This window comes from Solwaraspora sp. WMMA2059 (assembly GCF_027497315.1).
Taxonomy (GTDB): Bacteria; Actinomycetota; Actinomycetes; order Mycobacteriales; family Micromonosporaceae; genus Micromonospora_E.
In genome coordinates this window covers 957,569-978,474 of sequence record NZ_CP114908.1, presented here as the reverse complement: position 1 = coordinate 978,474, position 20,906 = coordinate 957,569, and the positions used below count along the sequence as shown (strand labels likewise).

Sequence of the window (20,906 nt, the reverse complement as noted above, 5' to 3'; positions counted from 1 at the left end):
AAGTGAGACCTAAGAGTCGGGACCGGCCGCAACCACCACGTTGTCGCCGACGGTGATCCGCCCGGTGCCGTCCGGGATGAGGTTCATCCCGAACAGGACACCCTTCGGGCCACGATGGTGTCGGGCGAGGATCCGCAGCGGCTGCTGGCCGCGTTCGCCGGTGTCCTGGTCGGTGGTGGTCACGACGCAGCGGGTGCAGGTCTTGGCCACCCGGAAGGTGACGTCGCCGATCCGGATCCGACGCCCCAGCCAGCCGTCCTCGGCCCAGGCCGGCGCTCCACTGATCACCACGTTGGGGCGGAACCGGTGCATCGGCAACGGCGCGGCCGGGTCGCCCGACTCGACGAGCCAGTCGTTGACCGCATCGAGGGAGGCCGCGTTGGTCAGCAGCACCGGATAGCCGTCGGCGAAGCTGACCACGTCGCCGGAGCGGCCGTGGTCAGGGTCGACCGCCCGTACCGCCGGGTCGGCCAGCCAGGCCAGTCGGGCCGGCCTGCCGATGAGCGTACTGATCCAGTCGTGTGCGGCGGCCGCAGCGAGCCGGGCCGGCACCGGGGTCTTGGCCCGGAAGACACGGACCTGCACCGGCGGGCCGGCGACCGGCGCGCGGACATCCAGTCTGGGCGCGACCGGCGGGGGAACGTCCGGCGTCGGCCGGCCGGTGTGCAGGATGAGTCCACCGGCGACGGGCCGGGGGTGGATGTGGACCAGGGCCGGAGCCTCCCGCTGGGTGATGCCGACCCCGTCCGGGTCGATGATCATCCAGCGTCGGTCCCCGGCCAGGCCCCAGGGCTCGACCCGGGCGTCGTCGTGGTCGAGCCGGCGACACCCCTTGACCGGGTACGTGTGGAGGGCGGCGACCCGGACGCCGGTCACGACGGCGGCCGGGTGCGGACCGGGTTGCGACACGGCGACAGGCGTTCCACGCGCTGGTTCTACCACAGCCGCCGCCGGTGCCGGCGCGGCCACCGTTGCCGGCTGAATGAAATATTGCATACAGTGTCAGGGTGAATGACAGCGAGGTCGTCCCGGCCGCTTCGGCCGAACGGGTGCTCGACCTGTTCACCGGGGTCCGCCTCACCCCCACCCAACGTCGGATCGCGCACAGCCTGGTGCAGCACGCCGGATCCGCCGCGTTCCTGTCCGCCGCCGAGGTCGCCGAGCTGGCCCGGGTCAGTCAGCCGTCGGTCACCCGGTTCGCGATGGCGCTCGGCTACGACGGCTACCCGGCGCTGCGCCGCCGACTACGCGAGTTCGCCGTCAACCCACCAGGCACCGGCCAGCCCGGCGGCGCTGCCGGCCTGCCCGTACCGCGCGGCGAGTCCCGGCGCGGCGGGCGGCGGGCCTACGCCGCCGACAACGAGATGCAGCGCGCGGTCCGCGCCGAGGCCCGGCAGCTGAGCATGCTCGCCGACCAGCTCGGCGATCGGGACCGGCTCACCGCCGCCGGCACCCTGCTGGCCGGCAGCACCCCGCTGCCGGTACTGGGGCTGCGGGCCGCCGCCCCACTGGCCACCTACTTCGGGTTCTTCGCCGCCAAGGTCCGCCCGGACGTACGGGTGCTGGACAGCGGCGGCAGCCTGCTGCCGGAGCGCCTGGAACAGACCCGGGAAGCCGGCGCGACCGCGCTGCTGGCCATCGTGCTGCCCCGCTACCCTCGGGAAGCCGTCGACGCGCTGGTCGAAGCGCGCGCCGTCGGCCTGGCCGTGGTGCTGATCACCGACTCCCTGTTGAGCCCGGCCGCCGAACACGCCGACCTGGTGCTGCCCGCCCCGGTCGGCGACCAGCTGGTGTTCGATCTGCACGCCGCGCCGATGGCGTTGGCGATGGTCCTGCTGCAGGCGATCTGCGACGCGGCACCGGGCGAGGCGCAGCGGCGGCTGGAGCAGTTCGAGCGCTCCGCCGCCCAGCGCAATGTCTTCATCGGCTGACCACCCGGAAGGGACCGCGACATGGCTGAGCTGATCCGGGCGGCGCGCGGCGCCAACCGTACCGCCAAGGGGTGGCCGCAGGAGGCCGCGCTGCGGATGCTGATGAACAACCTCGACCCGGACGTCGCCGAACGCCCCGACGACCTGGTGGTGTACGGCGGCACCGGCCGGGCGGCCCGGGACTGGCCGTCCTACCACGCACTGGTGGCGACGCTTAACGAGCTGGCCGACGACGAGACGATGCTGGTCCAGTCGGGCCGGCCGGTCGGCGTCCTGCGCACCCACGAGTGGGCGCCCCGGGTGCTGCTGGCCAACTCGAACCTGGTCGGCGACTGGGCGACCTGGCCGGAGTTCCGCCGGCTGGAGCAACTCGGCCTGACCATGTACGGGCAGATGACCGCCGGCTCGTGGATCTACATCGGCACCCAGGGCATCCTGCAGGGCACCTACGAGACGTTCGCGGCGGTCGCCGCCAAACTGGCGGCGGGCACCACGACCACGCCGGTCGACCCCACCGCGCCGCCGGCCTGGATCGACCGGGTCGGTGCCGCGTCGCTGGCCGGCACGCTGACGCTGACCGCCGGCTGCGGCGGGATGGGCGGCGCGCAGCCGCTCGCGGTCACCATGAACGGTGGGGTGTGCCTGATCGTCGACGTCGACCCGCAGCGACTGGCCCGCCGGGTCGCCACCGGCTACCTGGACACCGTCGCCGCCTCGCTGGCCGAGGCGGTCACCTTGGCCCAGGCCGCCCGGCGGGACCGGCGGGCGCTGTCAGTCGGCGTGGTCGGCAACGCGGCGACCGTCTTGCCGCAGCTGCTCGCCGACGGCGTCGAGATCGACATCGTCACCGACCAGACCAGCGCGCACGACCCGCTGAGCTACCTGCCGGAAGGGGTCGAGCTGGCCGACGCGGCGGCGTACGCCGGCCGGGCACCGCAGGAGTACACGCAGCGGGCCCGGGAGTCGATGGCCCGGCACGTCGCCGCGATGGTCGGCTTTGCCGACGCCGGTGCCGAGGTGTTCGACTACGGCAACTCGATCCGCGACGAGGCCCGGCTCGGCGGCTACGATCGGGCGTTCGACTTCCCCGGTTTCGTGCCGGCGTACATCCGGCCGCTGTTCTGCGCCGGCAAGGGTCCGTTCCGGTGGGCGGCGCTGTCCGGCGATCCGGCCGACATCGCCGCCACCGACCGGGCGATCCTCGACCTGTTCGGCGACAACGAGGCGCTGGCCCGCTGGATCCGGCTGGCCGGCGAACGGGTCGCCTTCCAGGGGCTGCCGGCCCGGATCTGCTGGCTCGGGTACGGCGAACGGGAACTCGCCGGGGTGCGGTTCAACGAGATGGTGGCCCGCGGTGAGCTGGCCGCCCCGGTGGTGATCGGCCGGGACCATCTGGACTGCGGTTCGGTGGCGTCGCCGTACCGGGAGACCGAGGCGATGGCCGACGGCTCCGACGCGATCGCCGACTGGCCGCTGCTCAACGCCCTGGTCAACACGGCCAGCGGCGCGTCCTGGGTGAGCATCCACCACGGCGGCGGGGTCGGCATCGGCCGGTCGATCCACGCCGGTCAGGTCTGCGTCGCCGACGGGTCGGCGCTGGCCGGGCAGAAGATCGAGCGGGTGCTGCGCAACGACCCGGCGACCGGGGTGCTGCGCCACGTCGACGCCGGCTACCAGCTGGCCGGTCAGGTCGCCGCCGCGCATGACCTGCCGGTGCCGATGGGCCGCCGATGACCGGCCCGGCCCCGGTGAGCACCGCTGACCCGCTGGTCGAACGGTTCCGGGCGATGTGGGCGCAGCTGGCCGGCATCGGCCGTGATCCGGGTACCGGCGGATACCTGCGCTACGCCTGGTCGGCGGCGGAGCTGACCTGCCGGGAGTGGTTCACCGCCGAAGCCCGCCGACGCGGGCTGGCGGTGCGCCCCGACGGCAACGGCAATCTGTGGGCCGACTGGATACCGTCCGGGGTCGACCCGACCAGCCCGGCGGTGGTCACCGGCAGCCACTTCGACTCGGTGCCGCACGGCGGCGGCTACGACGGACCGCTGGGCATCGTGTCGGCGCTGCTCGCCGTCGACGAACTGCGGGAGCGTGGCTTCACCCCGGCCCGGCCGGTGACCGTCGCCGCGTTCGTCGAGGAGGAGGGCGGCCGGTTCGGCCTGGCCTGCCTCGGATCGCGGCTGCTCACCGGCGGCGTGTCGGCGCAGTACGCGCTGGCGCTGACCGACTCCGACGGGGTGACGGTGGCCGAGGCGATGCAGGCGGCCGGTGCCGACCCGGCGGCGGCCGGGCCGGACCCGGACCGGTTGGCCCGGGTCGGGGTCTTCGTCGAGTTGCACGTCGAGCAGGGCCGGGCGTTGGTCGACCTCGGTGCCCCGGTCGGGGTGGCCAGCATGATCTGGCCGCACGGCCGGTGGCGACTGGAGTTCACCGGTGCCGGCGACCACGCCGGCACCACCCGGATGGTCGACCGCCGGGACCCGATGCTGACCTGCGCGCACACCGTACTCGCCGCCGACGCGCAGGCCCGCCGGCTGGGCGCGCACGCCACCATCGGCCGGGTCGCGGTGCGACCCAACGCCACCAACGCGATCCCAGCCCAGGTGCACGCCTGGCTGGACGCGCGGGCCGCCGACGACACCGCCCTGACCACACTGGTCGAGGCGGTCGGGGCCGAGGCGGCGGCCCGGGCGCAGGCGGACGGTACGTCGGTGGCGGTGGTCCGCGAGTCGGACAGCCCGCCGGTCGCCTTCGACCCGGACCTGACCGACCGGATCGCCACGGCGGTGGGTGCGCAGCTGACCGGCGCGGTGCCGGTGCTGCCGACCGCCGCCGGGCACGACGCCGGCGTCCTGGCCGGACACGTGCCGACGGCGATGATCTTCGTACGGAATCCGACCGGGGTGTCGCACGCCCCGACCGAGCACGCCACCGACGACGACTGCGCCACCGGGGTGCGGGCCCTCGCCGCCGCGCTGGCCGACCTGGCTGGCAAATGAGGCGGCCGGCGGATCGGGCCGCCCGGACGCGGGTGCCGGCGAATCGGGCGGCCCGGACGCGGGTGCCGGCGGCCAGTGCGGCCCGAACAAGGTGGTACGCCGAGCACGCCTGGCTGGGCGGGCCGGCACCGACGGCCGGGGTGCTGATCGAGGCCGAGGCGGGCCGGTTCACCGCGGTCACCGCCGGGGTGGCGGCACCGCCGGGCGTACCGAGGCTCGCCGGGGTGACCCTGCCCGGCCTGGCCGACGCCCACTCGCACGCCTTCCACCGGGCGCTGCGCGGGCGGACCCACGACGACCGGGGCAGCTTCTGGTCCTGGCGGGACCGGATGTACGCGGTCGCCGGGCGGCTCGACCCGGACAGCTACCTGGCGCTGGCCCGCGCGGTGTACGCCGAGGCGGCGCTCGCCGGGGTGACCTGCGTCGGCGAGTTCCACTACCTGCACCACGATCCGCAGGGCCGGCGGTACGCCGAGCCGAACGTGATGGCCGACGCGCTCGCGCAGGCGGCCGCCGACGCCGGGGTGCGGCTCACCCTGCTGGACACCTGCTACCTGACCGCCGGGGTGGACGGGGCACCGCTGACCGGGGTGCAGCGCCGGTTCGGCGACACCGACGCGGCAGCCTGGGCGCAGCGGGCGCAGGCGTGGACACCGGCCGGTGACCACGTCCGGGCCGGCGCGGCGGTCCATTCGGTACGGGCGGTGCCGGCCACCGAACTGCCGGTCGTCGCCGGGGCGGCGGCGCAGCGGGGCGTCCCGCTGCACGTACACCTGTCGGAGCAGCCGGCCGAGAACGCGGCCTGTCTGGCCCGGCACGGCCGGACCCCGACGGCGCTGCTGGCCGACGCCGGGGTGCTCGGCCCGAGGACGACCGCCGTGCACGCCACCCACCTGGCCGATACCGACGTGGCGTTGCTCGGCGGGTCCGGCACCGGGGTCTGTCTCTGCCCGACGACCGAACGGGACCTGGCCGACGGCATCGGCCCGGCCGGGCCGCTGTCGGCCGCCGGGGTCACGCTGAGCCTGGGCAGTGACAGCCACGCGGTGATCGACCTGTTCGAGGAGGCGCGGGCGGTGGAGACGCATGAGCGGCTGCGCACCGGACGGCGGGGACACTTCTCCCCCGGTGAGCTGATCTCGATGGCCGCCGGAGCCGGGCACGCCGCGCTGGGCTGGGCCGATGCCGGCCGGATCGCGGTAGGTGCCCGCGCCGACCTGGTCACCGTCCGGTGCGACAGCGTACGGACCGCCGGGGTCGACCCGGCCGGCCTGGTGTTCGCGGCGACCGCCGCCGACGTCACCGACGTGGTGGTCGACGGCCGGCCGGTGGTCGCCGACGGCCGGCATCTGCACCTCGACGTACCGGCCGAGCTGGCCGCCGCGATCCGGGCGGTGACGACCGGATGACGACGGCGGCGGGCACCCTGCTGGTGACCGGCATCGGCGAGCTGGTCACCAACGATCCGACCCACGACGGCGGCCCGCTGGGGCTGCTCACCGACGCGGCGGTGCTGGTCGACGGCGACCGGATCGCCTGGGTGGGGCGCAGCGCCGACGCCCCGGCGGCCGACTGCCGGCTCGACGCGGGCGGCCAGGCCGGGCTGCCCGGTTTCGTGGACAGCCACGCGCATCTGGTCTTCGCCGGGGACCGGGCGAGCGAGTTCGCCGCCCGGATGGCCGGGGTCCGCTACGACGGCGGCGGCATCCGGACCACGGTGGCGGCGACCCGCGCCGCCAGCGACGACGAGCTGCGCGGCACCGTCGGGCGGCTGCGCCGCGAAGCGCTGCGGCAGGGCAGCACCACGATCGAGATCAAGAGCGGGTACGGGCTCAGCGTCTCCGACGAGGCCCGGTCGTTGCGGGTGGCGGCGGAGGTCACCGACGAGACGACGTTCCTCGGCGCCCATGTGGTGCCGGCCGAGTACGCGGACCGCCCGGACGACTACGTCGACCTGGTCACCGGTGACATGCTGGCCGCCGCGGCCCCGTTCGCCCGCTGGGTGGACGTGTTCTGCGAACGCGGCGCGTTCGACGGCGACCAGGCCCGCGCGGTACTCGCCGCCGGGGCCGCCGCCGGCCTGGGGCTGCGGGTGCACGCCAACCAGCTGGGACCCGGCCCGGGGGTTGCGGTGGCGGTGGAGCTGGGGGCGGCCAGCGCCGACCACTGCACTCATCTGTCTGACGCGGACGTGGCGGCGCTGGCCGGATCGGCGACGGTGGCGACGCTGCTGCCGGGCGCGGAGTTCTCCACCCGGGCGGCGTACCCGGATGCCCGCCGGCTGCTCGACGCCGGCGCCACGGTGGCGTTGGCCACCGACTGCAACCCGGGCTCGTCGTACACCACGTCGATGCCGTTCTGTATCGCGCTGGCGGTACGCGAGATGGGAATGACCCCGGCGGAGGCGGTCTGGGCGGCAACCGCTGGTGGCGCCCGGGCACTGCGTCGCGCCGACGTCGGCGTGCTGCGCCCGGGTGCCCGCGCCGACCTGCTGCTGCTCGACGCACTGTCCCATCTGCACCTGGCCTACCGGCCGGGGGTGCCGCTGATCCATCAGGTCCTGCACAACGGAGCACCAGTATGTCCACTGTAATGATCGGACCGGACGGGATGACCGCAGCCCAGGTGCGGGCGGTGGCCCGGGACGGGGCGCGGGTCGAGCTGAGCCCCGGCGCGGTCGCGGCGATGACCCGCAGCCGGGACATCGTCGAGTCGATCGAACGCGACGGCCGCCCGGTGTACGGCGTCTCCACCGGGTTCGGCGCGCTGGCCAGTAGTTTCGTCGCGCCGGACCGGCGTTCGGAGCTGCAGCACGCGCTGATCCGCTCGCACGCGGCCGGGATCGGCGCGCCGATGCCCGACGAGGTGGTCCGGGCCATGCTGGTGCTGCGGGTGCGGTCGCTGGCGCTGGGCCGTTCCGGGGTACGGCCGCTGCTGGCGCAGGCGCTGCTGGACCTGCTCAACCATCGGATCACCCCGTGGGTGCCGGAGCACGGGTCGCTCGGTGCCTCCGGGGACCTGGCACCGTTGGCGCACTGCGCGCTGGTGCTGATGGGTGAGGGCTGGGTGCGGGATCCGGACACCGGAGACCGGGTCGACGGCGCGGTGGCGTTGCGTCGGGCCGGGCTGGCCCCGGTGGAGCTGGCCGCCAAGGAGGGTCTGGCACTGATCAACGGCACCGACGGCATGCTCGGCATGCTGCTGCTGGCGGTCGAGGACGCCGGGCACCTGTTCACCATGGCGGATGTGACGGCCGCGTTGGCGATCGAGGCGATGCTCGGCTCGGACCGGCCGTTCCAGGCCGACCTGCACACCATCCGGCCGCATCCCGGTCAGGGCGTGTCGGCCGGCAACATCCACCGGCTGTTGCAAGGCTCGGCGGTGATGGACTCGCACCGCGACGACCTGATGCACGCGGTGCAGGACGCCTACTCGATGCGGTGCGCGCCGCAGGTCGCCGGCGCGGCCCGGGACACGCTGACGTTCGCCGCTACGGTCGCCGGCCGGGAGTTACGGTCGGTGGTGGACAATCCGGTGGTGCTGCCGGACGGGCGGGTCGAGTCGACCGGCAACTTCCACGGCGCGCCACTCGGCTTCGCCGCCGACTTCCTGGCCATCGCGGCCGCCGAGGTCGGGTCGATCAGCGAACGCCGGGTGGACCGGCTGCTGGACGTCAACCGGTCCCGTGGCCTGCCGGCGTTCCTGTCCCCGGACGCCGGGGTCAACTCCGGGCTGATGATCGCCCAGTACACCGCGGCCGGCGTCGTCGCGGAGAACCGCCGGCTGGCCGCACCGGCCTCGGTGGACTCGGTGCCCACCTCCGGGATGCAGGAGGACCACGTGTCGATGGGCTGGGCGGCGACCCGCAAGCTGCGTACGGTGCTGGACAACCTGACCAGCCTGCTCGCGGTGGAGCTGCTGGCGGCGGTACGCGGTCTGCAGTTGCGGGCCCCGTTACGGCCGTCGCCGGCCGGGCAGGCGGCGGTGAAGCTGGTCGGCGGGGTCGCCGGTCCGCCGGGGCCGGACATCTTCCTGGCCCCGGTGTTGGAGGCGACGCGCGCGGTGGTGGCCGGCACCGAGCTGCGGGCGGAGATCGAGGCCCGGATCGGCCCGCTGCGCTGACCCGATGCGTGTCGCCGTCACGCCCTGCCGGCCCGCTATCTGCTAGGCCGACACCGTGGGTGCCAGGTTGATAAACCCTGGTCCGGACACCTCGACAGCTGTGCACAGGTCCGCCAACTCCGCCCGGCCGACGACGTCGGTGGCGATGTCTCGTGGCGGGCGGCCGAGCCGACGCGCCAAGGGCAGGGCGGCGTCGGACTGGAAGTCGGCGTGCTGCGACCGCCGCACGACCGGATCAACCGGCCCGCCGGCCACCGCCGCAAACGCCTGCGCCAGCCGGTCGGCCAGCAGTTTCTCAAGACTCATCAGGTACGCCAATCATGCTCCGACCCGCCTCCGCCAGGGAGACAGATCATCCGGGAATGATCGGGAGCGGATCGATCGACGACCAAACGGTGACCGGCGGGGTCGATCCGCCGGTCACAGAAGAGGGGTTCAGCTCAGGCGGTCGAGTGCGGCTCGCAGACGAGCCAAGGTTCGCTCACGTCCGAGGATCTCGATCGACTCGAACAACGGCAGACCGACGGTACGGCCGGTCACCGCGACCCGGACCGGTGCCTGCGCCTTACCCAGCTTGAGCCCTCGCTCAGCACCGATGGTTTCCAGCGTGGACTTGAGCACCTCGGCCCGCCACTCGCACATGCCGTACGCCTCGACCACCGCGGCCAGCAGCGCCGGGGCATCGACCTTCATCGCCTTCGCCCACGCCGCCTCGTCGGCGACCGGCTCATCGAGAAACAGGAAGTCGACCATCGGCACGATCTCCGACAGCAGCGCGATCCGGGTCTGCGCCAACTCGGCGACAGCAGCGAACGTGGTGGCGTCGTACGCCTCCGGCCGCCACGGCACGGTATCGCCGCTCAACCACGGCTGGCACGCCTCGATGAACGCCTCCACCGACAACGCCCGAATGTAGTCCCCGTTGAAAGCGCGGAGCTTCTTCACATCGAAGAACGCCGGAGACGGGTTGACGTCGGACAGCCGGAACTCCGCCACGATGTCATCCCACGGCAGGATCTCCCGATCACCCGACGGCGCCCAGCCGAGCAATATCAGGTAGTTGCGCATCGCCTCGGCGAGGTAGCCCTCGGCTCGGAAGTCCTCCAGGGCCACCCGGTCCCGGCGCTTGGACAGCTTCTGCCGCTTCTCGTTGACCAGGATCGGCGCGTGCACCCAGACCGGCGGCTCAGCACCCAACGCCTCCCACAGCAGCTGCTGCTTCGGCGCGTTCGGCAGGTGCTCCTCAGCCCGGATCACATGGGTGACGCCCATGACCATGTCGTCGACCACGTTCGCCAGCAGGAACACCGGCGACCCGTCGCCACGGGCGATCACGAAGTCCTCGATCAGCGCGTTGTCGAAGGTCGGCTTGCCTCGCACCAGGTCGACGATCACGGTCGAGCCGTCGTCCGGCGTACGGAACCGCAACGCGCGACCTTCCCCAGCAGGCAGACCACGGTCCCCGCAGAAGCCGTCGTAACCCTTGTGATCACTGCCCGTCCGAGCGATCACCTGATCCCGGGCGCAGTCGCAGTAGTACGCGCGCCCAGCGGCGAGAAGCCGGTCGATGGCCTCGCGGTGGTGCTGGGCATAGTCGGACTGCAACAGCGGGCCCTCGTACTCACTCGGACCGATACCTAGCCACTCCATCGCGTCCAGGATGCCCTGGACCCACTCCGGACGGTTCCGCGCCGCGTCCGTATCCTCGATCCGCAGCACCATCGTCCCGCCCGACTGTCGGGCCAGCACCCAGTTGAACAGGGCAGACCGGGCATTACCGACGTGGAACATGCCCGTCGGGGAAGGCGCGAAGCGCACACGGATATCGGAACTGGCCACGGATAGCAGGCTACCGAACTACCGCCGCATACCTTCACCGATATCCGGCTCGGAGCGCCGCGAGGCACAGCGATGCCCCGCTCGGCTCAGCGGGCCGCCGCGCACCCAAGCCGTCGCGTCAGATGCCTCGGCCGCGCTTGTGCAGGGTACGGAGCACCAGGTCCGGCCGTACCGCCCGGCTGGCGACGGCGAGGGCGAGGTAGGCGCGCGGCTCGCGTGGGTTGCGGGCCAGGGTGTGCCGGGCCCAGCGGATCGCCCCGCGACGGTGCCCGGCGGCGGCCTCGGCGAAGGCGATCTGCCCGGCGACCCGGGCTTCGCCGGCCGGCTCGGTGGCGAACTCCGGGTAGCGGTCCAGCAGCCACTGCAGGGCGGTGGCGATGGTGTCCCAGCGCTGCGCGAAGTAGGACCGCTTGTGCCAGCGGACCAGCACGTACGGCGTACGCAGGTTGCGCAGCGGGGCGCTGCGGGCGGCCCGGAGCAGGAACTCGTAGTCCTCCGCGTAGCTGCCCGGGATCTCCTCGTCGACCAGCCCGAATCCGTCGACCAGCGCAGCGCGCCGGATCACGAACGTCGACGGGTGCAGCTCGGTCATCCGGTCGCGCAGCAGTGCGGCGAGCGACACGCTGTCGAGGTCGAGCACCCGGTCGTTGACGGTGCCGTCGTAGCTGACCTGGATACCGCAGCTGACGAACTCGGCGTCCGGGTGGGCGAGCAGCTCATCGACCTGGGCGGCGAGCTTGCCGGGCAGCCACCGGTCGTCGTCGTCGCAGAACGCGACCAGCTCGCCGGTCGCGGCCAGGATGCCGCTGTTGCGGGCACCGGCCAGGCCGGCGGTCCGGCTGTTGCTGATCACCCGGACCGGCCGGTGCGGATCGTCGCTGGCCAGTGTCATGTCCGGGGTGGACTGGTCGTAGACCACGACCACGTCGACAGGTGCCGGATAGTCCTGCTCGCGGATCGCGGCGATGGCCTCGCGCAGCAGCTCGGGCCGGTCCCGGGTGGGGACCACGACGCTGATCGTCGGGGTCCGGTCGGCGGTCACCGCGACCGCCGGCTGAGCACGCGGCGCGGATTCGCCGACGAGATCAGCCCTTCGATGATCTCGCCGACCCGGGCGACGGCCGCGAGTCGTGCCGTGTCGGTGCCGGCGTCGGCGGTGATGCCGAAGCTCGCCGGCGCGCGCAGCCCGGCCTCCAGCGCCTCGAACAGCGCCGTACGCGACTGGCAGAGCCGGATCAGCCCGGCATCGGCCAGCCGGCGGGCGAACAGCATCTGATGGTCGTCGACGTGCTCGTCCAGAGTGGGATCACGGGGTACGACGATCGGCAGGTGGCGGTGCCGACGGGCTTCGAGGATGGTCGCCGGGCCGCCGTGGCACACCACCAGGGTGGCCCGCTGCATGGCCTGCTGCAGCGCATCGTGGTCGAGAAAGTCGATCGCCCCGGCCAGCTCCGGTGCCCGGCTGTGCCCGTACTGCACGATCAGGTCGGCCCGGTCGGCGGCGGCGGCGTGCCAGTCCTCCAGCCAGCCGATCAGCCGGTCGAACCGGTGCCGGTCGGTCCCGACGGCGACCAGGATGGTGCCGGTACGCGGCCCACCGCGCTGCCGGGGGATCCGTGCGGCGACGCTGGTCGGCCCGGTGTTAGACAACGCGGATTCCACCACGATCAACTCCTTGACCTGGCCACTTCTACTCTTGTTACGATGACATGTCATCGTCGTTTATAAATGCGCATAGTTATAGCAGGTTGCCGACGACGGTCGCCTCCGGGTACTGGCGCCGCTGCTCCTCCCACTGCACGAGCATCGCCGACAGGAAAGGGCGACACAGCCGCGCGGTGAGCGTCGCCGTGTCGATGCGGTCATAGACCTCGATGTAGATCGCCGGCACCCCGCGCAACCAGGCAAGGAACACGAAGGGAAAAGCCACTCCGGCACCGGTGGTGATCACGGCGGCGACCCGCCGCTGCCGGAAGATCCGCACCGCGAGCCGGGCGTTGCGGACGAGGTTCCGCAGGTTCCGGGTCGTCGGATGGTGCGCCCACATGACATCCTCACCGCGCAGCAGCGAGGTAGCGTCCGGCGTGTCAAAGGTCACCCAGCACCGGGTGCGGTTGACGTACCACGGCTCGAGCGCGAGCAACTGCGCGAGGTGACCACCACTCGAGCCGACGAGCATGAGCGTGGGTGCACTGTCAACGTCAGGCACGTTGTTGGCCACAGATGCCCCCAGAGTTCACTAGCCGGCCAACCACTGTTTGGTTTAACAATATATGCGACCACGGCCGGAAAGAAAATTGGCGGAGGTCGCTTGACACCTTCCCGTCGATCCACTTGACCTGCGACAACATCCCCGACCACCGCAGTTCGCAACTACGCACCGAAACCGTCCGACAACTGAGCATTTCCCCAAACAGTTACTATCCGTGCCTAAATATGTGAGAGATTTTCTATCCGTTCGGTAGGATTAGTAGGTGAGCAAGGTCCGGCGCCACCAGCGGCACGCTGGCCATCACATGATCGACAAGCTTGGCGTCGGGCACACGACAAGGAAGTCTCATCATATGAGACGAGCCGGGGCGACTGTCAGTCGGCGCCCCGCTGCTCGATCACGTCCAGCAGTGCCGGGTGCAGCGCCGGATTCCAGCCGGCGCCACCGGTCGCCAGCCGCCAGGTCCGCAGCCACATCTCAATCAGGTAACTCTGGACGATCAGCCGCCGCTGCTCGGCGTCCACACCCAACGCTGCGGCCAGCCGGTGCAGCTGGGCGTCCACAGCAGCCGCCGCGCTCGCCGCCGAAGCCCCGTCAAGCACCAGTTTGCGCTGGAAGGCGTCGTGTGCAAGGTCGAAGCCGATCGGCACCTCGGGACCACTGTGCTCCCAGTCCCAGGCGACCAGCCGGCCGGCGTACCGGCCGAGATTCCACGGCACCCAGTCGCCGTGCCAGTGACCGAACTCGACCCGCACCTGCTCGAACCGGTCGGCCAGCCGTTCCACCGCCGCTACCAACCGGCGTCCGGCCGGCGGGTCGGCGACGACGACGGCGGGCCCGTCAGCGCCCGCCGTACCGTCGGGTCGACCGGCACCCGCCGCACCGTCGGGGTCACTCGCGGCCGCAGCGGCCGAGCGCCGCAGCCGGTCCAGGAAGGCCGAGCCGGCCAGCGGCTGCGGCGCGGCCGGCGCACCACCCCGCCGGGCGACCGCCAGCACCGCCGCGACCTGCGGCGGCTCGCCCAACCCGACCCCCCGCACGTCGGCGGGCAGCGGCTCGACGACGGTGACCGCCTGACCGGACCACTCGCCTGCGGCCAGCAACCTCGGCACCACCGGATGCTCGCCCACCCCCGCGACCGGCGCCACCGCCGCCAACGCGGCGGCCTCGGCACGAACCAGTTCCCGGGTGGCGTCGTTCCAACCGATCTTGGCGTACCCGCGTGGCCGGCCGGCCGCGTCGAACAACTGCACCGTCGGCTTGTGGTTCGGGTCCGGCGGACGGACCCCGATCGCCGCGTACCAGCGGGCCCCGCCGGAGTGCGCCGCCAGATGGTCGACCAGCGTCAGCTGCCCGGCCGGCTCCGGCCCGGCTGGCCCGGCCGGCGGAACACCGGCCGACCCGGTGCCGCCCGGTGCCGACACGGTCAGCACCGCCGGCCGGGTCACCTGCAGCACCCCGGTCCGGGCCGCCAGACCGAGCAACGCCCGGGGCAGTCGCACCCGCAGCGGGCGCAGCGCGTTGTACGCCCAGACCGAGGCGGCGGTCACCCGACGCGGTCCCAACGGCAACAGGAACCGGGCCCGGGCCGGTGACGGCACCACCGCGTACCGGGCCAGCAGCCGGTCGGCCGGATCCAGCGCCGGCTGCGACGCCCCGGCCGGCAGCAGCGTCAGCCGGACCCGTTCGTCCGGGAAGACCGCCCGGGTGACCCAGCCGAGACCATCGTCGCGGCGACGTGGGTCGGTGCCGGTCATCGCGGCGCCCCGGCCCAGTCCAGCCGCAGCCCCAGCCGCTGCGCCAGCGCATCGTTGTGCGGCTGGTAGTAGGCGGTCAGCTCGGCACGCAGCGCGTCGTCCATCGGCGCCGACCGGCGGTCGTTGTACACCTTGAACGTCGGCAGCTCATGCCCGGGCAGGCCCAGGAAATCGAGCGTACGCAGATAGGCCGACCGGGTGTCGCGGTAGAACTCCTCGCTGGTCAGGAAGAGGAACTGGGCGCGGTCGAACCGGTCCAGCCAGGGCTCGAGATGCTCCAGGTAGCGCCCACGCGCCCGGTAGGTGTACCAGTCGTACGGCTCGGAGAAGAAGTTCGGATCGGCGATCAGCCGGTCACGCTCACCGGCGGTCCGCTCCGGCTCGCTCGCCAACGCCTGCGGGAAATCCAGCGGCTCCTTGCCCTCGGTCCGCCGCTCCTTCCAGTGCGAGTACGCCCGCTCGACCGGATCGCGCAGCAGCACGATCAGCCGTACCTGGGGCAGCAGTTGCTGGACCCGCTCGGCGGCCGTCGGGTGGAACATGTACAGCGGAGCGGCCTCACCGGCGCGCACCGGGCCGCCGTACCGGGCGGCCAGCGCGGCGCGCTGGCGATCCGTGGGAAAGTGCGACCGGTACCACGCCTCCCCCCGCGACCAGTGCTCCTCGAAGTAGTGGGTGGCCTTGGTGTTCCAGGCCGGGAACAGCCGGGGCACCAGCGGATGCTGGATCAGGTAGTTCCACAGCGACGTGGTGCCGCCGCGCTTCGTGCCGATGATCAGGAAGTCCGGGAGCGGGCGACGGTGACTGGTACGTACTCCGTAGTGCACCATCGACTCGCGTACCCGGTCGGTCACCTGGGTCGGTACCGCCTGCTTGATGCGATCCCTGATGGACGTCAAAGCCTTCTCACCCACCTTTCTGTCTGACGCTGCGCCACACCCGGCGCCGCACACCCGGCAGCGCCGACATTACGATCACGACCGCGCCGACCAGGGCCAACGCGGTTCCGAGGCCGGCCACGTCCCGGCCGGCCGCGACGACCGCGACCACGCTGACCGCCCCGACACCGGCCAGCGTCGCCGCCGCCGCCACCGACACCGACCGGTCCACCAGTGGTTGCCCGACCACCAGCCGGGCGGCGGTCGCCGCGATCAGGTTCTCCAGCACGATCCCGGTGGCCCAGGCCACCGCCACGCCGAGCACCCCGTGCCGGGGCACCAGCCAGAACGCCAACGACACCGTCGCCGTCAGATTCACCAGCGTGGCCACCAGGTGCAGGCCGCTGTGGCCGCTCATCAGCAGCAACGTCTGCACGTTGCCGACCGCGATGTTCACCAGCATCGCGACGGCCAGCACCGTCATCGCCGTGGCACCAGCGGCGAACTCCGGTCCGAAGATGCTCAGGAAGCCCGGTGCGAAGACCGCCAGCAGCAGATAGACCGGCCAGGAGAGCACGATCGCCCAGCTGGTGGTCTGCCGGTGCACCGCTGCCGCCTCGGCCGGCCGGTCCGCGCCGAGCAGCCGGGACAGCTGCGGCGCGACCGCGACCCGCAGGCCCTGCAGGGCGAGCTGACCGGCCAGGATGTACCGACCGACCGCGCCGAAGATGCCCGCCTCGGCCTGCCCGGCCAGCGCCACCGCCAACAGCACCCCGATCCACATGCTGCCGGCGTCGATGGCGGCCGAGCCGGCCCTCGGCAGCGCGAACCGCCAGAAGCCACGCCAGTCCGCCGACCCGGCCCGCAGCCGGGCGCCGCGCCCCAGACCGAGCGGTCCGGCGACCAGACCGGCGCAGACCAGCAGGGCCGCCAGCGCCGGCACCAGCCAGCCGGCCAGCCCGAGCAGCACCGCGCCGCTGGCCAGCGCGGCGATGCCGACCAGCACCGGCCGGCCGATCGGCAGCAGGAAGAACTGCACGGCCACGTAGCCGCCGATCGGTCGGACCCCGCGTACGGCCGCGAGCATCAGACCGGTGGCGACGAGCATCGGCAACCCGACCGCGCAGAGCTGAACCAGGCGTACGGCGTCCGTGCTCGCCCGGTCGAACAGGCCGATCGCGAGCTGCGGGGCGACCAGCAGGCCGACGACGGCCACCACGATGGCGAACACCAGCGGCGGCAGCAACGCCACCGGCAGCATCCGGGCGGCGTCCCCGGTGGCGCCGGTACGGCGCCGGGGCAACGCCCAGAGCAGCCCCGTCTCGGCCCCCAGGGTGCAGACCGCGGTGGCCACGGTGAGCAGTCCGACGGCGGCGAAGAACGCGCCCGCACCGGTCGGCCCGTAGCCGCGGGTGATGACCACCGCGAGGACGAAGCCGAACAGCCCGCTGACCGCCGCGCCGGCCAGGCCGATGGCACCGCTGCGGGCGCTGCGCCGGGTCTCCCGCTGATCGGTTTCGGCGGTCACCGTACGGCCCCGACCAGGCGCTGCGGAACTGGACGCTGACTGGGCGGGCGGCCCGGACGTTCCCGGTCGACGAGCACCAACGCCACCCCGGCGACGTAGAAGATCGCAGTCAGGTTCTGGTTGACCAGGCCGTAGAAGGGCAGTTGGACCAGGCCGATCAGCGGCACGACGGAGAGCCACTGCGCGGCCGCCGTCCGGGCCGGCCAGCAGCGGAGCCCGACGATCACGAACCAACCGATGAAGCAGACCAACGCCGGAACACCGTGGCTGAACAGCACCGCCCACAGTTGACCCTGGGTGCCGATCGGCGCGTCGGCGGTGACCGTGTCGACCTGCACCGGTGCGCCGAAACCGAGCACCGGTGACCGCTGGACCCAGCGCAGCACCTCCAGGTAGAGCGACAGCCGGTCGGTGTTGGTGTCGCTGACACTCACCCGGCGCTCGATCAGCTCGCCGATCGGAATGAACAGGGTGACCAGCCCGCCGGCGGCCAGCATCCCGAGCATGGACGCCAACGCCTTGACGTTGCCCCGGGCCGCGGCCCGCAGGCCGAGCACGGCCAGCCCCACGCCGAGGCTGAGGAACATGCCCCGGTTGAGGGTCAGGAACGCTGGCGGCAGTGACAACGGCAGGGCGACCAGCAGGACCGTCCGGGCCGGACCCCGGGCACCGAGCAGCAGGCAGGCCACCACCGCCGGCAGGGTGATGGCAAATGTGCTGCCGAACGTGTTGGTGTAGGCGAACGGGGCCGCCGGCCGGAAGATCGGATCGGTCGAGCGGGCGCTGTACTCGGTCGCCTGGGCGTGCACCATGTCCCGGATGAACGGGTTGCCGGACAACCCACCCGGTAGCACCAGTTCGAACGGGGTGACCATGCCGAACCGGGGCATCAGCAGGCCGAGCCAGCCGAGCAGCACCAGGGCGACGAAGAACGCGCACAGCGGGCCGAGCACCACCGTCAACGCGTCCCGCTCCCTCGCCATCGTGTACACGTAGCAGCAGACGACGATCGCGGTGACGTAGAACAACAACCGGAAGGTGAAGGTGAGCAGCGCGCCGACGTCGGCCAGCTGGGTGGCGCTGACCACCACGAGGGCCAGGAAGGCCAGCCAGAGCCCGGCGCCGGCGGGCAACGGGATCTGCCCCCGGACGAACATGACGATCAGCAGCAGCGAGCCGAGCACCGGCCAGCCGAAGTAGAACAGCCCGCAGAGCCACCAGACCGGCACCAGGCCGAACATCAGCCACAGCGGCCAGATCGGCAGCGCTGGGGGGTGCCGGGCCTGGTCAACCACGGCCGCTGCCGGTGAGCACGAAGCCGAGCGGCTCGGCCCCGGCGGCACGCAGCCGGTCGGTCAACCGGCGCAGGTCGGCCAGCCGGGTACGGTCCCGCTCGACCACGACGATCGCGGTGCCGGCCCGTGCCTCCCGCACGCCACGCTCGTCCGACTCGGCCGGTGGGGCGTTGAACAGCACGATCTCCCCGTCGCGCGGCGCCTGGGCGTACAGGCCGATCCGGACCATGCCGGCCCCGACGGTGAGCGCGTCCGCCGGCAGAGTACGCACCGGGATGGTGGCCACCACCGGGCCGCCGTCACCGGTCGGGCGATCGCCGGCCGCGGCCCGGTCCCCGCCCGACGGCCGTGCCTGCCCGGTACCCGGGGTCGGCCGGGGCGACGGTCGCCGGGCGGGACCGGCCGGGGCGTCCGCCGTGTCGGTCACCCGGGGCAGGATCACCGTATGGTCCTGGTCGACGTTGGGCAGGGAGAAGATCAGGGTGCTCTCCGGGTCGCCGCTGTCGCCGGAGCGCTGCTCCGCAGCACCCGGCGGGGTCGGTGCCCCACCGCCCGGCTGCGCCGGAACGAACGGCCCGGACGGCACCCGGCGCCGGTCGGCGAGCAGCGCGTCGCGCAGCGCGGTCACCCGGTGGCTGTCGTCGCCGATGTAGACGTCCCGCCCGTCGGCGGCGAGCGCAACGGCGAGGCTCGCTGTCATCGGGGTGGTGTCCTCCCGGTTGCGCGACGAGATCACCACCACCGGGGTTCGGACCGCTTGGCGGAGCTGTTCGGCGATGGCCATGCCGACGTACCGGACGTCGGCATCGACGGTACGCGCGTCGACCCGCAACCCGCGGCGGCGTACGGTGCCCAGCAGCGGCAGCCCGGCGACTTCGCTGGCCTCCGCCTCGCTGCGGATCCGCCGGTCCACCGACTCCCGCAGGTAGGTCAGCAGCACCCCGAGCACTGCGCCGACCAGCAGGCCGGCCAGCAGGTACAGGATCCCGGGCGGACCGTCGGTGGACAGCTGCTGCTGGGCGCTCTGGGTGATCCAGCCGGGCGTGACGTCGATCGCCGCGATCTCGGTACGGGCTGCGTTGAGCTCGGTCAACTGATTGCTCAGCGAGCCGAACTCGGCCAGCGCGGCGTCGGCCGCCGGGGTACTGTTCGCGTTGGCGACCCGCCGCTGCGCCGCGTCCTGCTGCTCGGCCACCTTGACGATGCTCTCGTCGTAGGAGGCCAGCATGTCGGTCCGCTGCCGCTCGTACATCTCCTGGCGGACCTGCAGGTAGGTAGCGGCCGCCAGGTTCACGGTGTCGACGGCGTCGTCGACCGTGCCGGTCGAGTAGGTGAACCGTAGGATCTGGCCGCCGGTGGGGACCTCGATCTCCAGCGCCCGGCGGACCTCCACGACGTCGGAAGACCGGGCCTCGGCGATCCGGGAGAGCACCTCGGTGCTGGCCGCGATGCCACTCTCGACGTTCATGTTGACCGAACGGTCGGCACCGGCCCCAGGGTAGGTGAAGGCGTCGGTGACCACCGGCCGGACCGCGACGACCGCGGTGGCTGAGGCGGCGGGTGGGGCCACCACCAGGTAGCCGATCGCCAACAGCAGACCGGTGACGGCACCCGCGACAACCGTCATCCACCGCAGACTCGGGATCCGCAGCAGGTCGGTGAGGGTCACGGTCCGGGCTGGCTGATCACTCATCGAACTTCTTCACAATCTGCTGCGGATTGCCGATCACGACGACCCGGTCAGGTACGTCGACGCGAACCACCGTGCCGGCGCCGACGACGCTGTCGTGGCCGATCCGGACGCCCTTCATCACCAGGACGTGCGCCCCGATCCAGACGTTGTCCCCGACGACAACCGGTGCCCGGGTCGCCGGGCCGGGCGGCGCGTGCCGCAGCTGCGGCGGAAGATTGTGGAAATCGTTGTCCATCAGTTCGCAGTCGGACAACAGACAGCGGTCGCCGACCTCGACGGTGGTCCAACTGCCGATCCAGGTGGCGTTGAGCAGGCAGTCGGCACCGACTGTGACCTCACCCGTGCCGGCGAAGCGGACCAGCTTGTTGAGTCGGGTCCGGTCGCCGATCGTCACCCGTACCCCTCGGCGCAGCCGGACCCGGCCCCGGATCTCGACGTCCCGGCCGAGCCGCAGCCGGGGATAGCGCAGCTGGTAGTAGGCCCGCTTTACGGCGAACAACACCCGCAGCAACGCGCCATGCCGACGTGTGCTCGACCCCACCGGTCCGCCTCCCCTGTGCAACGATGCCTCACCCTACAAATGGCCGGTGGGCCGGCAGCAGGGATGCTGCCGCCGACCCACCTCGCTTACCGGGGGCGCTATGCCGCCCGA

At 72.6% G+C, this 20,906-nt stretch carries 17 protein-coding genes and 1 pseudogene; 6 read left to right on the top strand and 12 right to left on the bottom strand.

Features of this window, described 5'->3' with window-relative positions; translation table 11 throughout:
* Nucleotides 1-9 precede the first annotated feature (9 nt).
* Nucleotides 10-909 carry an MOSC N-terminal beta barrel domain-containing protein gene (locus O7553_RS04530; protein ID WP_281553612.1) on the bottom strand — a complete coding sequence of 300 codons (900 nt, stop codon included), beginning with the start codon at nucleotides 907-909 and terminating at the stop codon, nucleotides 10-12.
* Nucleotides 910-1,007: 98 nt separating this feature from the next.
* Here O7553_RS04530 and O7553_RS04525 point away from each other — a divergent pair, with 98 nt between their 5' ends.
* Genes O7553_RS04525 through hutH form a run of 6 tightly spaced genes read left to right on the top strand, consistent with a single transcriptional unit; the run spans nucleotide 1,008 to nucleotide 9,052 of the window.
* Nucleotides 1,008-1,931, top strand: a complete 924-nt coding sequence (locus O7553_RS04525) for a MurR/RpiR family transcriptional regulator (protein WP_281553611.1) — start codon at nucleotides 1,008-1,010, stop codon at nucleotides 1,929-1,931.
* A gap of 21 nt (nucleotides 1,932-1,952) precedes the next feature.
* A complete protein-coding gene (locus tag O7553_RS04520; RefSeq protein ID WP_281553610.1) occupies nucleotides 1,953-3,665 on the top strand; it encodes a urocanate hydratase in 1,713 nt (570 codons plus the stop codon).
* The gene (locus tag O7553_RS04515) at nucleotides 3,662-4,930 is read left to right on the top strand and encodes an allantoate amidohydrolase (protein ID WP_281553609.1); all 1,269 of its coding nucleotides are present in this window, start codon (nucleotides 3,662-3,664) and stop codon (nucleotides 4,928-4,930) included. Before O7553_RS04520 ends, O7553_RS04515 begins: the two co-directional genes overlap by 4 nt.
* Before the next feature lie 32 nt (nucleotides 4,931-4,962).
* On the top strand, nucleotides 4,963-6,339 hold the full coding sequence (locus O7553_RS04510; protein WP_281553608.1) for a formimidoylglutamate deiminase: 1,377 nt from the start codon (nucleotides 4,963-4,965) through the stop codon (nucleotides 6,337-6,339).
* Entirely contained in the window at nucleotides 6,336-7,523 is a 1,188-nt protein-coding gene (gene hutI, locus O7553_RS04505; RefSeq protein WP_281553607.1) for an imidazolonepropionase, read from the top strand. Before O7553_RS04510 ends, hutI begins: the two co-directional genes overlap by 4 nt.
* The gene (gene hutH / locus O7553_RS04500) at nucleotides 7,511-9,052 is read left to right on the top strand and encodes a histidine ammonia-lyase (RefSeq protein ID WP_281553606.1); all 1,542 of its coding nucleotides are present in this window, start codon (nucleotides 7,511-7,513) and stop codon (nucleotides 9,050-9,052) included. Before hutI ends, hutH begins: the two co-directional genes overlap by 13 nt.
* Before the next feature lie 63 nt (nucleotides 9,053-9,115).
* Here the strand turns inward: hutH and O7553_RS04495 are convergent.
* From O7553_RS04495 to O7553_RS04445, 11 genes and pseudogenes are all read right to left on the bottom strand, one after another.
* Nucleotides 9,116-9,358, bottom strand: a pseudogene (locus O7553_RS04495) (arginine--tRNA ligase); the annotation flags it as partial.
* A gap of 129 nt (nucleotides 9,359-9,487) precedes the next feature.
* On the bottom strand, nucleotides 9,488-10,891 hold the full coding sequence (gene gltX, locus O7553_RS04490; RefSeq protein WP_281553605.1) for a glutamate--tRNA ligase: 1,404 nt from the start codon (nucleotides 10,889-10,891) through the stop codon (nucleotides 9,488-9,490).
* A gap of 118 nt (nucleotides 10,892-11,009) precedes the next feature.
* The gene (locus tag O7553_RS04485) at nucleotides 11,010-11,933 is read right to left on the bottom strand and encodes a glycosyltransferase family A protein (protein ID WP_281553604.1); all 924 of its coding nucleotides are present in this window, start codon (nucleotides 11,931-11,933) and stop codon (nucleotides 11,010-11,012) included.
* On the bottom strand, nucleotides 11,930-12,556 hold the full coding sequence (locus tag O7553_RS04480; protein WP_281553603.1) for a glycosyltransferase: 627 nt from the start codon (nucleotides 12,554-12,556) through the stop codon (nucleotides 11,930-11,932). The genes O7553_RS04485 and O7553_RS04480 overlap by 4 nt, the downstream gene beginning before the upstream one ends.
* A gap of 73 nt (nucleotides 12,557-12,629) precedes the next feature.
* Nucleotides 12,630-13,070, bottom strand: coding sequence for a UDP-N-acetylglucosamine--LPS N-acetylglucosamine transferase (locus O7553_RS04475; RefSeq protein ID WP_281555468.1), 441 nt, complete (start codon nucleotides 13,068-13,070; stop codon nucleotides 12,630-12,632).
* A 407-nt stretch (nucleotides 13,071-13,477) separates the two neighbouring features.
* Nucleotides 13,478-14,860, bottom strand: a complete 1,383-nt coding sequence (locus O7553_RS04470; protein ID WP_281553602.1) for a hypothetical protein — start codon at nucleotides 14,858-14,860, stop codon at nucleotides 13,478-13,480.
* Nucleotides 14,857-15,759 (bottom strand): sulfotransferase domain-containing protein, encoded by a 903-nt coding sequence (locus tag O7553_RS04465; protein WP_281553601.1) that lies wholly within the window; start codon nucleotides 15,757-15,759, stop codon nucleotides 14,857-14,859. The genes O7553_RS04470 and O7553_RS04465 overlap by 4 nt, the downstream gene beginning before the upstream one ends.
* Nucleotides 15,760-15,766: 7 nt before the next feature.
* Nucleotides 15,767-17,266 carry a lipopolysaccharide biosynthesis protein gene (locus O7553_RS04460; RefSeq protein ID WP_281553600.1) on the bottom strand — a complete coding sequence of 500 codons (1,500 nt, stop codon included), beginning with the start codon at nucleotides 17,264-17,266 and terminating at the stop codon, nucleotides 15,767-15,769.
* Nucleotides 17,263-18,507 (bottom strand): O-antigen ligase domain-containing protein, encoded by a 1,245-nt coding sequence (locus tag O7553_RS04455; RefSeq protein WP_281555467.1) that lies wholly within the window; start codon nucleotides 18,505-18,507, stop codon nucleotides 17,263-17,265. Before O7553_RS04455 ends, O7553_RS04460 begins: the two co-directional genes overlap by 4 nt.
* Nucleotides 18,508-18,553: 46 nt before the next feature.
* The gene (locus O7553_RS04450) at nucleotides 18,554-20,254 is read right to left on the bottom strand and encodes a lipopolysaccharide biosynthesis protein (RefSeq protein WP_281553599.1); all 1,701 of its coding nucleotides are present in this window, start codon (nucleotides 20,252-20,254) and stop codon (nucleotides 18,554-18,556) included.
* Entirely contained in the window at nucleotides 20,247-20,795 is a 549-nt protein-coding gene (locus tag O7553_RS04445; RefSeq protein WP_281553598.1) for a DapH/DapD/GlmU-related protein, read from the bottom strand. The genes O7553_RS04450 and O7553_RS04445 overlap by 8 nt, the downstream gene beginning before the upstream one ends.
* Nucleotides 20,796-20,906: the final 111 nt, after the last annotated feature.